The sequence below is a fragment of the Aeromonas sp. FDAARGOS 1417 genome (assembly GCF_019046985.1).
In the GTDB taxonomy this organism is placed as follows: domain Bacteria; phylum Pseudomonadota; class Gammaproteobacteria; order Enterobacterales; family Aeromonadaceae; genus Aeromonas; species Aeromonas veronii.
This window is the reverse complement of record NZ_CP077221.1, coordinates 1,304,414-1,317,061: the sequence shown is the minus strand read 5'-3', so window position 1 is coordinate 1,317,061 and position 12,648 is coordinate 1,304,414. Positions and strand designations below refer to the sequence as shown.

14 protein-coding genes are annotated in these 12,648 nt (G+C 63.5%); 9 read left to right on the top strand and 5 right to left on the bottom strand.

The window, feature by feature from the left end:
* The first annotated feature begins 16 nt into the window (after positions 1-16).
* Positions 17-385 carry a VOC family protein gene (locus I6L47_RS05765; protein WP_043825666.1) on the top strand — a complete coding sequence of 123 codons (369 nt, stop codon included), beginning with the start codon at positions 17-19 and terminating at the stop codon, positions 383-385.
* Positions 386-508: 123 nt separating this feature from the next.
* On the opposite strand, the gene I6L47_RS05760 is transcribed toward I6L47_RS05765, so the two are convergent.
* Positions 509-2,089, bottom strand: a complete 1,581-nt coding sequence (locus tag I6L47_RS05760; protein ID WP_216948877.1) for a carboxylesterase — start codon at positions 2,087-2,089, stop codon at positions 509-511.
* 345 nt (positions 2,090-2,434) lie between these two features.
* Between I6L47_RS05760 and I6L47_RS22590 the strand changes: the two genes are divergently transcribed.
* A complete protein-coding gene (locus I6L47_RS22590) occupies positions 2,435-2,557 on the top strand; it encodes a hypothetical protein (protein ID WP_005350832.1) in 123 nt (40 codons plus the stop codon).
* Complete coding sequence (rluF, locus tag I6L47_RS05755) at positions 2,547-3,566, top strand: 23S rRNA pseudouridine(2604) synthase RluF (protein WP_216948876.1); 1,020 nt, start codon at positions 2,547-2,549, stop codon at positions 3,564-3,566. The genes I6L47_RS22590 and rluF overlap by 11 nt, the downstream gene beginning before the upstream one ends.
* Before the next feature lie 68 nt (positions 3,567-3,634).
* On the opposite strand, the gene I6L47_RS05750 is transcribed toward rluF, so the two are convergent.
* Positions 3,635-4,897, bottom strand: a complete 1,263-nt coding sequence (locus tag I6L47_RS05750; protein ID WP_216948875.1) for an MFS transporter — start codon at positions 4,895-4,897, stop codon at positions 3,635-3,637.
* A gap of 176 nt (positions 4,898-5,073) precedes the next feature.
* Between I6L47_RS05750 and I6L47_RS05745 the strand changes: the two genes are divergently transcribed.
* Positions 5,074-5,916, top strand: coding sequence for a LysR family transcriptional regulator (locus I6L47_RS05745; RefSeq protein ID WP_216948874.1), 843 nt, complete (start codon positions 5,074-5,076; stop codon positions 5,914-5,916).
* A 74-nt stretch (positions 5,917-5,990) separates the two neighbouring features.
* Here the strand turns inward: I6L47_RS05745 and rsmS are convergent, their stop codons facing one another.
* On the bottom strand, positions 5,991-6,146 hold the full coding sequence (gene rsmS, locus I6L47_RS05740; protein ID WP_080768580.1) for a pleiotropic regulatory protein RsmS: 156 nt from the start codon (positions 6,144-6,146) through the stop codon (positions 5,991-5,993).
* A gap of 94 nt (positions 6,147-6,240) precedes the next feature.
* The gene (locus I6L47_RS05735; RefSeq protein ID WP_021230653.1) at positions 6,241-6,708 is read right to left on the bottom strand and encodes an acyl-CoA thioesterase; all 468 of its coding nucleotides are present in this window, start codon (positions 6,706-6,708) and stop codon (positions 6,241-6,243) included.
* A 138-nt stretch (positions 6,709-6,846) separates the two neighbouring features.
* Between I6L47_RS05735 and I6L47_RS05730 the strand changes: the two genes are divergently transcribed.
* Together I6L47_RS05730 and I6L47_RS05725 are read left to right on the top strand one after the other, a co-directional pair.
* Positions 6,847-7,485, top strand: a complete 639-nt coding sequence (locus tag I6L47_RS05730; RefSeq protein WP_042656069.1) for a tellurite resistance TerB family protein — start codon at positions 6,847-6,849, stop codon at positions 7,483-7,485.
* Positions 7,486-7,639: 154 nt separating this feature from the next.
* Positions 7,640-8,098, top strand: coding sequence for a GNAT family N-acetyltransferase (locus tag I6L47_RS05725; RefSeq protein ID WP_216948873.1), 459 nt, complete (start codon positions 7,640-7,642; stop codon positions 8,096-8,098).
* A gap of 93 nt (positions 8,099-8,191) precedes the next feature.
* Here the strand turns inward: I6L47_RS05725 and I6L47_RS05720 are convergent, their stop codons facing one another.
* Complete coding sequence (locus tag I6L47_RS05720) at positions 8,192-9,607, bottom strand: PLP-dependent aminotransferase family protein (RefSeq protein WP_216948872.1); 1,416 nt, start codon at positions 9,605-9,607, stop codon at positions 8,192-8,194.
* 122 nt (positions 9,608-9,729) lie between these two features.
* Here I6L47_RS05720 and I6L47_RS05715 point away from each other — a divergent pair, with 122 nt between their 5' ends.
* The 3 genes from I6L47_RS05715 to cydX are packed head-to-tail and all read left to right on the top strand — an operon-like array spanning position 9,730 to position 12,567.
* Entirely contained in the window at positions 9,730-11,301 is a 1,572-nt protein-coding gene (locus I6L47_RS05715; protein ID WP_216948871.1) for a cytochrome ubiquinol oxidase subunit I, read from the top strand.
* Positions 11,301-12,440, top strand: coding sequence for a cytochrome d ubiquinol oxidase subunit II (gene cydB / locus I6L47_RS05710; RefSeq protein ID WP_216948870.1), 1,140 nt, complete (start codon positions 11,301-11,303; stop codon positions 12,438-12,440). The genes I6L47_RS05715 and cydB overlap by 1 nt, the downstream gene beginning before the upstream one ends.
* Positions 12,441-12,456: 16 nt before the next feature.
* Complete coding sequence (cydX, locus tag I6L47_RS05705) at positions 12,457-12,567, top strand: cytochrome bd-I oxidase subunit CydX (protein WP_005337572.1); 111 nt, start codon at positions 12,457-12,459, stop codon at positions 12,565-12,567.
* The last annotated feature ends 81 nt before the right edge of the window (positions 12,568-12,648 follow it).

Genomic DNA, 12,648 nt, shown 5'->3' with positions numbered 1-12,648 from the left:
CCACCAGGAGGTAACCATGATCAGCCATATCGACCATCTGGTATTGACGGTCAGTGATATTGAACGGGCCGTGGAATTTTACAGTTCGGTGCTCAATATGGAGGCCATCACCTTCGGAGCGGGGCGCCGGGCGGTAGGGTTTGGCAACCAGAAGATCAATCTGCAACTGCTGGGGCAGGAGCCGCGCAATCGGGCGCAGGTGGGGTCGGGGGATGTCTGCCTTATCACCCGCTGGCCGCTGGAGCAAGTGATGGCCCAGCTGGCCTGCCACGGGGTGGAGATTGTCGAGGGGCCGGTGACCAAAAGCGGTGCCTGTGGGCCGATAGAATCCATCTACTTCCTCGACCCGGATCAGAATCTGATAGAAGTGAGCATCTATCCCTGAGCCCACCAAGCCATCACTCCCATCGCCATCAGCAACAGAAAGGGGCCGTCAATTGACGGCCCCTTTCTCGTATCGCTATCGCGCAAAGCACGTCGGCCGCTTGGCCGATGTGGCAGAGGGGCCCTAGAAAGGCGAGCTGCTCTCGTCGCTATCCTGTAAAAACTGCTCCACTTCTGCCTGATAGGCCGCATCAGGTTGACCACTGCTGGCAGGGGTGACGGCGGCAGGTCGGGCGACGGGAGGGGCGGTGAGGGTCTCCATCACCCGCTGCTGCAGATAGGGGTAGAAGGGGTTAGAGGAGGTGCGGGTGAGGGCGCCGGGGTTGACGATCAGCACGCCGCGCTCGCCGCGCAGGGCCAGACCGCCGAGATTGATGCCATATTGCTCCCGCTGCTCCGGGCGCGCCGCCATGCCATAGAGGGGGTCGTCCATCGGGAAGGGGAGCGCCACGTGGGAGAGGGAGTAGATCTCCTTGGGATAATCGATACCCAGCGGGCGGAGCTGCTCAGGCTGGTCTGCGCTGGCCAGCGTTCTGGCCTGGGTTGCGGGGGAGGCGGGTTCGACATTGCCAACCACTGTGAGGCGATAGTGCCCGGGGGCGTTTGGCAGCAAGCGGTGCAGCGCCAGCTCGGATGCCGAGCTCATCAGCGGGCCAAACAGGGTGCTGCGGTTGATATCAAACAGCACCAGTTCGCTGCCGTTGGCCGGCAGGTAGTGGTACAGATCGGCAATGATGGAGCGGGTGCTGACGGTGTAGTCCATCACCGACTGGAAGGTGAGGGCGGGGGGAAATGCCGCCAGCTCGCCACTGGCGGCCAGCTGGCGCACCTGCTGCTGGATGGCGTGGGTCAGGCGATAGGACTGGCGAGCCCCGTTGACCGGAAACGAGTTGTACTTGAACGGGTTGAACTCCGGCATGGTGTCGAGCCAGGCGGCGTTGGCAAAGGCGGGCAGCAGGGCTGGCACGGCCTTGATCCCGGCGAAGCGGGCAAAGCGGGTCACCCCGATCATCGGGGAGATCAGGACAAGCCGATCCGGTTTTGCCAGCGTGCCGCTCGGGTCGGCCAGCGCATCGAGCGCATATTTCACCGCCAGCGCGCCGCCGTTGGAAAAGCCCACCAGATGCAGCGGCCGCTTGCCCGGTGCCAGCAATCTGGCCTCCCGCACCGCCAGTCGGGTGGCGGCCAGCCAAGTCTCCCAATCCACATCCACGAGGCCAGCGGGCACGGTGCCGTGGCCGGGGATCCGCAGCCCCAGCGCGATAAAGCCCTGCTCCTGATAGCGTCTGGCCAGATGGCGCAGGCTGTAGGGGGAGTCGGTCAGGCCGTGCAGCAGCACCGCTACCCCTTTGACTTCCCCCTCGGGGCGCAGCAGATAGGAGCGGTTCCAGTTCTGCTGAACGCGGGCGGGATTGATGGGGGCGTCCTGATAGTAGCGATTGCTGGCCAGTTGCTGCTCGGGCGGTGTTTTGGCGACTACCTCGGTGGCCACCAGCTCGAATAGCTCTGCTTCGCGGGCCAGATAGGCTTGCCAGTCGCTGCTGTCGAGCTCATCGGTGCTGAGTTCGGGGGGCACCACTGTGTGCCACAGCTGCAGCGGCGCTGCCTGCCAGGCGAAGTAGGCGATCACCGCCCATGCGGTCAGCAACAGCAGCAACAGGGTCAGCAGAGCACGGCGAACAAGGCGGCGAGTGTGAGCCAGCATGGTGCAATCCTTGGCGATAGAGGTGGAGCCGCCTCTGGGCGGGCGAGTTCGGCGCAGCATCCAAGGCGCTGCCAACCGGCTTAAAGCCTAATGGAAACAAGGTGATATGTATAGTTGATGGCGTTCGGCCGCGCTGGCTGTGGGCGCCTGATCACGCCGCTTACATCAGGCTGGCCGTTCGAAGGCTGCATCGCGGGCCATCTGGCGGCGTGAACTTATCCGCGGATGCCCGTTTGGGCGCTGCGACCTTGCAACTATCTGCCCCTGAAAGGGGGCAATTATGCTACTGTAGCGGCGTTTTTTGATGGATAAGCTGGCATTGGCCTTTTTTGAAGATGGAATGGTATGCAGAACTTTGACGTAGTGAATTGGCTGATGCAGCAAACAGCCTCCCCGGCACAGCCGGAACAGGCGATGGCACAACCGGGCGCGGCCCAGACCCTGTGGCAGGTGACCCATGCTGGCTAACGAATCCATGCGCCTGAACAAATACATCAGCGAGAGCGGTATTTGCTCGCGCCGCGAGGCCGACCGCTTTATCGAGCAGGGCCACGTCTTTATCAACGGCAAGCGCGCCGGGATCGGCGATCAGGTGCAGGTTGGCGATCTGGTCAAGGTGAACGGTCAGGTGATCGAGCCGCGCGAGGCGGACAGTCTGGTGCTGATCGCTCTCAACAAGCCGGTGGGTATCGTCAGTACCACGGAGGCGGGCGAGAAGGACAACATCGTCGATTTCGTCAACCACAGCACCCGGGTCTTCCCCATCGGGCGGCTCGACAAGGATTCGCAGGGTCTGATCTTCCTTACCAACCACGGCGATCTGGTCAACAAGATCCTGCGGGCGGGTAACGATCACGAGAAAGAGTATCTGGTGACCGTCGACAAGCCGGTGACCGACGAGTTTGTGCGCGGCATGGCGGCCGGGGTGCCGATCCTCGGTACTGTGACCAAGAAGTGCAAGGTGAAGAAAGAGGCGCCGTTCGTCTTTCGCATCACGCTGGTGCAGGGGCTGAACCGCCAGATCCGCCGCATGTGCGAGTACTTCGGTTTTGAAGTGACCAAGCTGGAGCGCATCCGCATTATGAACGTCAGCCTCAAGGGGCTGCCGGTGGGCGAGTGGCGCGATCTCACCGACGACGAGCTGATCGATCTGTTCAATCTGATTGAGGACTCCTCCTCCGAGGTGAAACCGGCCAAAGGCGACAAACCCAAGGCGGCCAAGGCCCCTGCGGCGCAAAGCGCCAAACCGGGGCAGGGCAAGAAGCCGCGCCGCGATGACGATCACGAGATTGGCGGGCGTCCCAATGTGCCGGGCCCGGAAGCTTTCGAGAAGAAGCTGCCGGTGGGCAAGGGTGGTGCGGGCAAAGGTGCAGCCAACAAGGGCGGTGCTGGCAAAGGGGCTCCCGGCAAGGGGGGCAAACCGGCCGCTGGCAAGCCGCGCACCGCTAACACCGGACGGCAGAAGAAGGGGCGCTGAGTTGTCCCTCTGAGTGGCGTCAGCCTCGTCTTGTGATCCCCAAAACGGTTATCCCCAACACACCGGCCTCAGGCCGGTGTGTTGCTTTGGGTCGCAGAGCTGGCCGGGAGGGGCGCCGAAAGGGTTGGCTCGCTGGCGATCGGTAACCCCATGACGCGGGGATAGTGGCGTGGGTCGAGGCGCAGCACCAGCAGGCTCATCAGCAGTAATCCCCCCAGTTGCCACTGCCAGGCGGCCGCAAAGTCGCCCATATAGTGATAGAGCCGCGCCGCCACCCAGAGGCCGGTGGCCGCCAGCATAAAGCCAAACCCCTGCATCAGGGCGCTCAGGGTGCCGGCGCGGCGCGGGTCTGGCAGGTGATCGAGCGCAATCACCATGATGAGCGAAAAGCTGCCGCCAAGACCGGCACCGCACAGCATGCACCAGAGAATGGGGGCACTGGCTGGCGCCAGCCAGAGGCCGCCGAATCCCGCCAGCTGCATGGCGATGGCAAGGCCCATCCACGGCCGACGGTCCTGACTGCGGGCGGCCAGCAGCGGCAGGCCGAGGCCGCTGGCGGTCTGCGCCAGTGCCAGCCAGGCGACCAGCTCGCCCGCCTGTGCGGCGCTCCACCCCTGCGCCATATAGGCGGGTGCCAGCCAGGCTACCACGATGCCGTAGCCACTGTTGATGATGCCAAAGCAGACGATCAGTAACCAGCTGCGGGGCAGGGTGATCAGCCGCTGCTCGCCGTGGGGAATGGCGACCGCGGCGGCCCGTGGCAGACGCACTTTCCACCCTAGCCAAACGAGGGCCAGCAGCACCGGCAGGCTCCAGAGCGCCAGCGCCCGCGACCAGTCGAGGCTGACCGCCAGCCTTGGGGTGAGGCTGGCCCCCAGCGCCCCGCCCCCCATCATGCAGGCAGAGAAGATCCCCATCACCAGCGGCACCTTGTGGGCGAAGGCCTGCTTGATCAGCGCGGGCAGCACCCCCTGCACCAGTGCCGACCCCAATCCACAGAGCGCCGCGCTGGCGATCAGCAAGGCGCCGCTTTGGGCATCGAAGCGCATGGCGCTGCCAATGCCGAGCAGCAGCAAGGCCAGCCCCAGCAGGGTGGTGGCACTGGCAAGGCTGCGCAGGCGCGGGGTGAGCAGCACACCAATCCCGATGAGCCAGAGCGGCAACAGGGTAAGCCAGGCGAGGGTATCCATCCCCAGCGACAGGGCGCGGCCAATCTCGCCGCTCAGCGGGCCGATGGCGGTAAGAAAGGGGCGCAGATTCAGGCCAATCAGGATCACCAGCACCAACAGGGCAGTCTGGCCTACGGGTTGATCCGTATTTCGTTGATTCATCGGGTGCAGTTTCCGGTTCTGGGAGAGACAGGGGGCATTCGGGACACGGAGTCATCGGGGCTGAACATGGCAGATCACCGTCAAAGGAGGCAAAAACGCCAGCCTAGCGGGCTCGAAAGTCATTTTGAAATTAAATGATAGAATGGGTTTCAGTGGTTTTGTAAATGGAGTGCCTCATGCTGGATCCCCTGTTACTGCGCAGTTTTGTCGCCATTATCGACACCGGCAGCTTTACCCGCGCCGGTGAACGGGTCCACCTGACCCAATCCACCATCAGCCAGCAGATCCGCCGCCTTGAGCAGCAGCTTGGCTGCCCGCTGCTCGATCGCGCTGGCCGACAGGTGGTGGCGACGGCGGAGGGGGAAAAATTGCTGGGGCTGGCCCGCCGCATTCTGGCGCTGCTGGCGCAGGCCGAGGAGCAGGTGAGCGAGGGGAGCTTGTCCCTCAGCCTCGGGGTGCCGGAGGATTTCGCCGCAGGCGCCATCACCCCGGTGCTGGCCGCCTTTGCCCGCGACTACCCCGAGGTACGGTTGGAGGTGCAAAGTGGCCTGAGCCACGAGATCTGGCAGCGCTTCGAGGCGGGGGAGCTGGATCTGGCGCTGGTCAAGCAGGCTCGGGGAAAGGGTTCGCCCCTTGCCAGTTGGCGCGAGCCGCTGGTGTGGGTCGACAGTCGCGACTGGCCCGCACGGGAACGGGATCCGCTGCCGCTGGTGGTGTTCCCGAGCGAAGGGCTCTATCGGCGGCAGATGACCGAGGCGCTTGATGGCCTCGGCCGGCGTTGGCGTATCGCCTATGTCAGCGCCAGCCTCGCCAGTTTGCAGGGGGCGGTGAGCGCAGGCATCGGCGTGAGCTTGCTGCCCAAACGGCTGATGCCTGCCGATCAGCTGGCTCTGACCCAGTGGCCCAAGGTAGCGCCGGTGGAGCTGGCGCTCCATGCCGGAGTTAGCGGAAGCGAGCCGCTCACCCGCTTGAGCTCGGCCCTGATCGCCCTTTGCGACGAGGTGATGGGGCCGCAATGAGTGGCTATGTGGGGAAAAACTTCAGTGGGGAAAAACTGACGTCGGAAAGATAAGGCGGAAAAAGTGTGGGGGGATCAGTGATCCTTCCCCTCCGCCAGCTTGCGCTCGTAATCCTGTTTCACAATGGCCAGCGCCGCCAGCACCAGCTCGGGGGCCAGCTCATTGGTTTCCAGCAGTTCAATCAGATCCACCGCGAGTTTTACCTCGGGCGGGGCAGTTTCCAGTGACATGGGCAGGGTTCCGGTTGCGGGAAGAGGGGGGATTATACAGGGGCGCCGTCGTTGGCCGAAAGCGCCCGCTCTGTCGGGTTGTGAGCCACCAAGGTCAGAGGTGCTGGCGCATCTCCTTGTCGATCTCCTCGCGCAGGGCGATCAGCTTTTTGGCGTACTGCTGCAACTGCAGATCGCTCTCGCTCACCGGCTGCCACTGGGGCACCGGGGTCGGCTTGCCCTGCTCATCCATCGCCACAAAGATGATGATGCAGTGGGTGGTTTTGTGGCGCTCGGTGTCGGTGGGGTGGCGGCTGTAGACATCCACCGCCAGATGCATGCTGGTGGTGCCGGTGTGGATCACCTGGGCGTGAACCTCTACCAGCTGGCCAATCTGGATGGGGCGCAAAAAGCGGATCCCCCCCACATAGACGGTCACCGCATAGCCGCCACACCAGCCAGCGGCGCAGGCATAGCCCGCCTGATCGATCCACTTCATCACCATGCCGCCGTGGACCTTGCCGCCGAAATTGACGTCGGAGGGCTCGGCCAGAAATTGCAGGGTCAGTTCGCGATTGGGCACAGTTACATCCTTATTGCCTGAAGGGTTTCCCTGAGCTTTGCCCCATCGGCCTGCCCGGTCAAGGGTTCATCCCCGATTCAGGGGGGCGGGGTCACTATCTTGCTCTATCGACGGGAACATAGCCGCAGGAGTGACACCATGAAACAGATGCTGGAACAGTTGTTGGGGGCAGGCAAAGGCTGGCTCAACGAAGGCGGAGACAAGCGCAAGGGGCAGATGCAGGGGGCGCTGGCCGGCGGTGCGCTTGGTCTGCTGCTGGGCAATAAAAAAGTGCGCAAATATGGCGGCAAGGCCGCTGCCGTGGGCGGCGCCGCAGCCCTTGGCGGGCTGGCCTACAAGCTCTATCAGGATTGGCAGGCCCAGCAGGCGGCACCGGCCCAGCCTACCCATCCCATCAGCGGTCTGGAAGGCAATGCGCTGGATGCCCGTGCGGCGCTTTTAGTGCGCGCCATGGTGGCAGCAGCCCGGGCCGATGGCCATATCGATGGTGCCGAGCGCCAGAAAATTCAGGAGTATCTGACCGAACAGGGCCAGAGCGATGTCGCCCGCTGGATTGACGCCGAGCTGGCCCGTCCCCTCGATCCCCACGCGCTGGCACGGGAAGTGACCGATATGGAGCTGGCCACCGAGGTCTATCTCGCCTCCCTGCTCGCCATCGAGGTGGATCACTTTATGGAGCGAGGCTATCTCGACGAACTGGCGCGCGCCCTCAAGCTCGATGACAACCTCAAGGGGAGCATCGAGCGGCAGGTGGCCCAGCTTAACGCCCCCGCCTGATACCCCTCATCGCCATGGATTGCCGATAACGCCCCGCTCAAGGGGCGTTGTTGTTTAGGTTGCTCGTCAAAAGATACGGATGAGCCTATTTGGATTGCGGGGCACAGCCCCTAAGATGGCGCAGAACCATCACCATTTTTGCAAGGAGCAACCGTTGGAGATACGCAAGGCGACCGAACTGGATATCGACGTGATTGTCGAGCTGAACCGGCAGATAGGAGAGATCCACCATCAGCACTATCCCGAAGTGTTCTGCCCCCCTTCGCCAGAGGAGCGGGAGTTTTTGCTGAGCGCCATCGGCGCGGAAGGGCGTCTGTTCTGCGTTGCCGAGCAGGATGGCATGGTGGTGGGCTTTTTGACGGCGCGGATCGATATCAATGAGAGCGTGCCATTTCTCACCCGTGCGCCGATCTGCCGCATCGGCTCGGTGGTGGTGGAGGAGCAGCACCGTTCCCGCGGGATTGGCAAGGCGCTGCTCGCCCATTGCGATGAGTGGGCCAAGGCCCGTGATGCTCAGCAAATCCGGCTGGAGGTGATGGCCTTCAACGAGCGCGCCAAAGCTCTCTACGAGGCGCTGGGCTTCAAGGTGCAGTCGCAGATCATGGCCAGATGATCCGTTTTTGATGGCGAGCCAAGGCGCGCCACTCCCCAACTACACAGGCCCGTTGCGGGCCTTTGTTCGTTTCGTCAGCGGCTCTTGGCCTCGTTACTTTTCACCGAGCTGTGCGGCAATCAGCGCGGCCAGCCGGGTGAGGGCCTGCTCCAGCTGTTCGCACCAGGGATGGGAGCTGTTGAGGCGCAGGCAGTGGTTGTGTTGCCCCTGACTGGAGAAGAGGGCGCCGGGAGCCACTGAAAAACCGCTGCCCAGAGCCTTGGCGTGCAGGGCTCGGCTGTCGAAATGGGCAGGCAGCGCCAGCCAGAGGAAGTAGCCGCCATCGGGGGAGGAGATCCGCACTTCGTCCGGCAACAGCCGTTGCAGGGCCGCCCGCATCTGCTGCTGGCGCTGGACCAGGGTGTGGCGCAGACGGCGAAAGTGGGCATCGACCCCGCCCTGGCGCAGCATCTCGGCCAGTGCCAGCTGGCTCGGCACATTGGTGGAGAGGGTGGACATCAGCTGCAGCCGTTGCACCCGCTCGGCATGGGGCCCTGCCACCACCCAGCCGACCCGAAAGCCCGGCGCCAGACATTTGGAAAAGGAGCTGCAGAGCAGGCTGTCGCCACGCTGATCCCAGTGGCGGATCGGCTTGGGGCGTTCGCGGCCGAAGTAGACCTCGGCATAGACGTCATCCTCCACCAGCGGCACCCCATGGCTGTTGAGCAGTGCCATCAGTTGCGCTTTGTGACTATCTGGCATGGTGTGGCCGAGCGGGTGCTGCACATTGCCCATCAGCCAGCACGCCTTGACCGGAATGCGGGTGAGGGCGTCGGCCAGCAGGTCGAGATCGATGCCTACCCCCGGAATGACCGGGATCTCCACCGCCTTGAGTTTCAGCCGCTCGATGGCCTGCAGGGCACCATAGAAGGTGGGGGACTCCACCACCACCCAGTCACCGGGCTCGGTCAGCACCTGCAGGCTGAGGGAGAGTGCCTCCATGGCACCTGTGGTGATGATGATCTCCTGCGGATTGACCGCCACCCCGTCGCTGGCGTAGCGCTGGGCGATGGCGCGGCGCAGCGCTTCGTTGCCGGGGGGCAGGTCGGCCACCGTGCTGAAGGGATCGAGCTTGCGCATGCAGCTGGCCAGGGCCCGCCCGAGCTGGGGATGGGGGAACAGGGTCGGGTCTGCCACCGACATGCCAAGGGGCACCAGATCCCGCGATTTGCTCGCCTGCAACACCTCGAACACCAGATCGTTGATATCCACCGAGCCGCTGTAGTGGGTCTGGCTCGGCGTGTGCTGCACGACCTGTGGTGAGGCGGCTTTGACGTAGTAACCGGACTGGGGGCGGGCGAGGATCCGCCCCTGACTCTCCAGCAGTTGATAGGCCTGCAACACCGTCATGGGGCTGAGCCCGTGGGTCTTGCAGCTCTGGCGAATGGAGGGGATGCGCTCCCCCGGTTGCCAGATACCATCGTCGATCTGGCTTTGCAGGCGGTCGGCCAACTGCTGGTAAAGAGACATGATCTGGATCAACTGTTATAGGTGTAATTCAATATAACTGCATCTGTTATAGGTGTCATGCTCCGTGATGTACTTGTCACGCACGAAACGTGCAAGGCAAATACAACAAAAGAGAGTGACGCATGATCAATCCGGATGACGTGGTCAGCCTGTCTCGCCTGCAATTTGGCGCCACGGCCCTGTTCCACTTCCTGTTTGTGCCCCTCACGCTGGGGCTGTCCTGGATCCTGGTGATCGCCGAGTCGGCTTATGTGATGACCGGCAAGGTGATCTATCAGGACATCACCCGCTTCTGGGGCAAACTGTTTGGCATCAACTTCGTCATGGGGGTCACCACGGGGATCACCATGGAGTTTCAGTTCGGCACCAACTGGGCTTACTACTCCCACTATGTGGGGGACATCTTCGGTACTCCGCTGGCCATCGAGGGGCTGATGGCCTTCTTCCTCGAATCGACCCTGGTGGGGCTCTTCTTCTTCGGCTGGGACAAGCTCTCCCGCGGCAAGCACCTGCTGGTGACCATGCTGGTGGCGCTCGGCTCCAACCTCTCGGCGCTCTGGATCCTGATCGGTAACGGCTGGATGCAAAACCCGGTGGGGGCCGAGTTCAACCTGCTGACCCAGCGCATGGAGCTGGTGGATATCGCCGCCGTGCTCTTTAACCCGGTGGCGCAGGTGAAGTTCGTTCACACCGTCGCGGCGGGCTATGTGGCGGCCTCCATGTTCGTGATGGGGGTGAGCAGCTGGTATCTGCTGCGCAAAACCGAGGTGCAGTTTGCCCTGCGCTCCTTCGCCATCGCCTCCGGCTTCGGGCTGGCGGCCATCCTCTCGGTCATTGTGCTCGGGGATGAGTCGGGCTATCGCACCGGTGAGGTGCAGAAGGTCAAGCTCGCCGCCATCGAGGCGGAGTGGGAGACCGAGCCAGCCCCGGCTTCCTTTACCCTGTTCGGCTTCCCGGATCAGCAGGGAGAGACTACACACGCCGCCATCAAGATCCCGTATCTGATGGGGATCATCGCCACCCGCTCCATCGACGAGGCGGTGACCGGCCTCAAGGATATCAAGGTGCAGAACGAGGCGCGCATTCGTAGCGGCATGGTGGCGGCCGAGGCCCTCGACCAGATCCGGCAGGGCGCTGATACACCGGCCAACCGCGCCCGCTTCGAGCAGCACGGCAAGGATCTCGGCTACGGCATGCTGCTCACCCCCTATGCCAGCAATATCGCCAAGGCGGGGGAGGCGGAGATTGCCAAAGCGGTCGATGACTCCATCCCGCCGGTGGCGCCGCTGTTCTGGGGCTTTCGGGTGATGGTGGGGCTTGGCATCACCATGCTGGGGCTGATGGTGGTGAGCTTTGTCCAGCTCTGCCGCAACCGGCTGCAAGACTCGCCACGGCTGCTCAAGACCCTGCTCTGGAGCATTCCGCTGCCCTGGATTGCCATCGAGGCGGGCTGGCTGGTGGCCGAGCTCGGCCGTCAACCCTGGACCATCAGCGACGTGCTGCCGGTCTCGGCCTCGGTCTCTTTGCTTCAGCCGGGCCAACTCTGGTTCAGCCTGATCGCCATCTGTTCCATCTACACCCTGTTGCTGGTGGTGGAGCTCTTCCTGTTGCGCCATGTGATCCGCAAGGGGCCCGCCATTCTCCATACCGGCCGCTACAGCGGTGAACAACCCGAACTTGCGAGGATCGCCTGATGGATTACGCAACCCTGAAACTCATCTGGTGGGCGCTGGTGCTCTTCATGATGGTCGGTTTTATCGTGATGGATGGCTTCGATCTCGGCATCGCCATGCTGCTGCCGGTGGTGTCGAAAGATGACGACGACCGCCGTCTGGTGATCAACAGTGTTGGGCCGGTGTGGGAGGGCAATCAGGTGTGGCTGATTGCCGGTGCCGGCGCCCTGTTCGCCGCCTGGCCGCTGGTTTATGCCGCCGCCTTCTCGGGGCTTTACATCCCCATGGTGGTGCTGCTGCTCGGGCTATTTTTGCGTCCGGTCGGCTTTGACTATCGCAGCAAGCTGGCCGATCCGGTATGGCGCCGCTGGTGGGATCGGGCGCTGGTGGCCGGTGGTCTGATACCGGCGCTCATCCTCGGTGCGGCTATCGGTCTGGTGATGGAGGGGCTGCCGTTTCGCTTCGACACGGCGCTGCGTCTGCACTATGGCGCGTTCGACTTCCACTGGGGCTGGCTGCTCTCGGTGCTGGCCACTGCCATCAGCCTGTTGCTGCTGCACGGCGCCGGTTTTCTGCAAGCCAAGGTGACCGGCACCCCTGCGCTGCGCGCACGGGGGATCGCCATCCTGCTGGCCCCGCTGGTGAGCCTCTGCTATCTGCTGGCCGGCTGGCATCTGGTGGATCTGCAAGGGTTTCAGCTGACCGGCGTGGGCACACAACCCTTTGACCCGAATGCTGCCATCAGCCCGCTGATGAAGGGGGTGATCCTCCACGCCGGAGGCTGGCTGCGCAACTATTTTGACTATCCGCTGCTGTGGCTGGTGCCGATCATCGGGGCGCTGGCGCCGCTGGTGAGCGGGATTGCCTCCTGGCTGGAGCGGGGCCGGGTTGCGCTGCTGGCCAGCGCCATTGCCTGCGCCGCCATGCTCTGCTCGGTGGCCATCGCCCTGTTCCCCTTCGTGCTGCCCTCATCCCTCGATGCGGTCAGCAGCCTGACCCTGTGGGACAGCACCTCCAGCTACAAAACCCTGGCCATCATGTTCGGCCTCGTGCTGGTGCTGATGCCGGTCAACCTGGGCTACACCGGCTGGGTCTATCGGGTGGTGCGCGGCAAGCTCGACCGTGCCCGCATCAAGCGCGACAGCCATCAACTCTACTGACCTCAAGGGATCTGCTATGTGGTACTTCACCTGGATTTTGGGCCTCGGATTTGCCCTGCTGCTGGGCCTGTGCAACCTGCTCTGGCTGGAAGCGCGCTGGCAGGCGGACGAACGGGACGGTAACTGACGGCGGGGTTCGCGCCCCGCCACGGCCGGTGGCTGGCGTTCACTCGTCGCCATCGGCCCCTCTCTCCCCCTCTTTAAACGA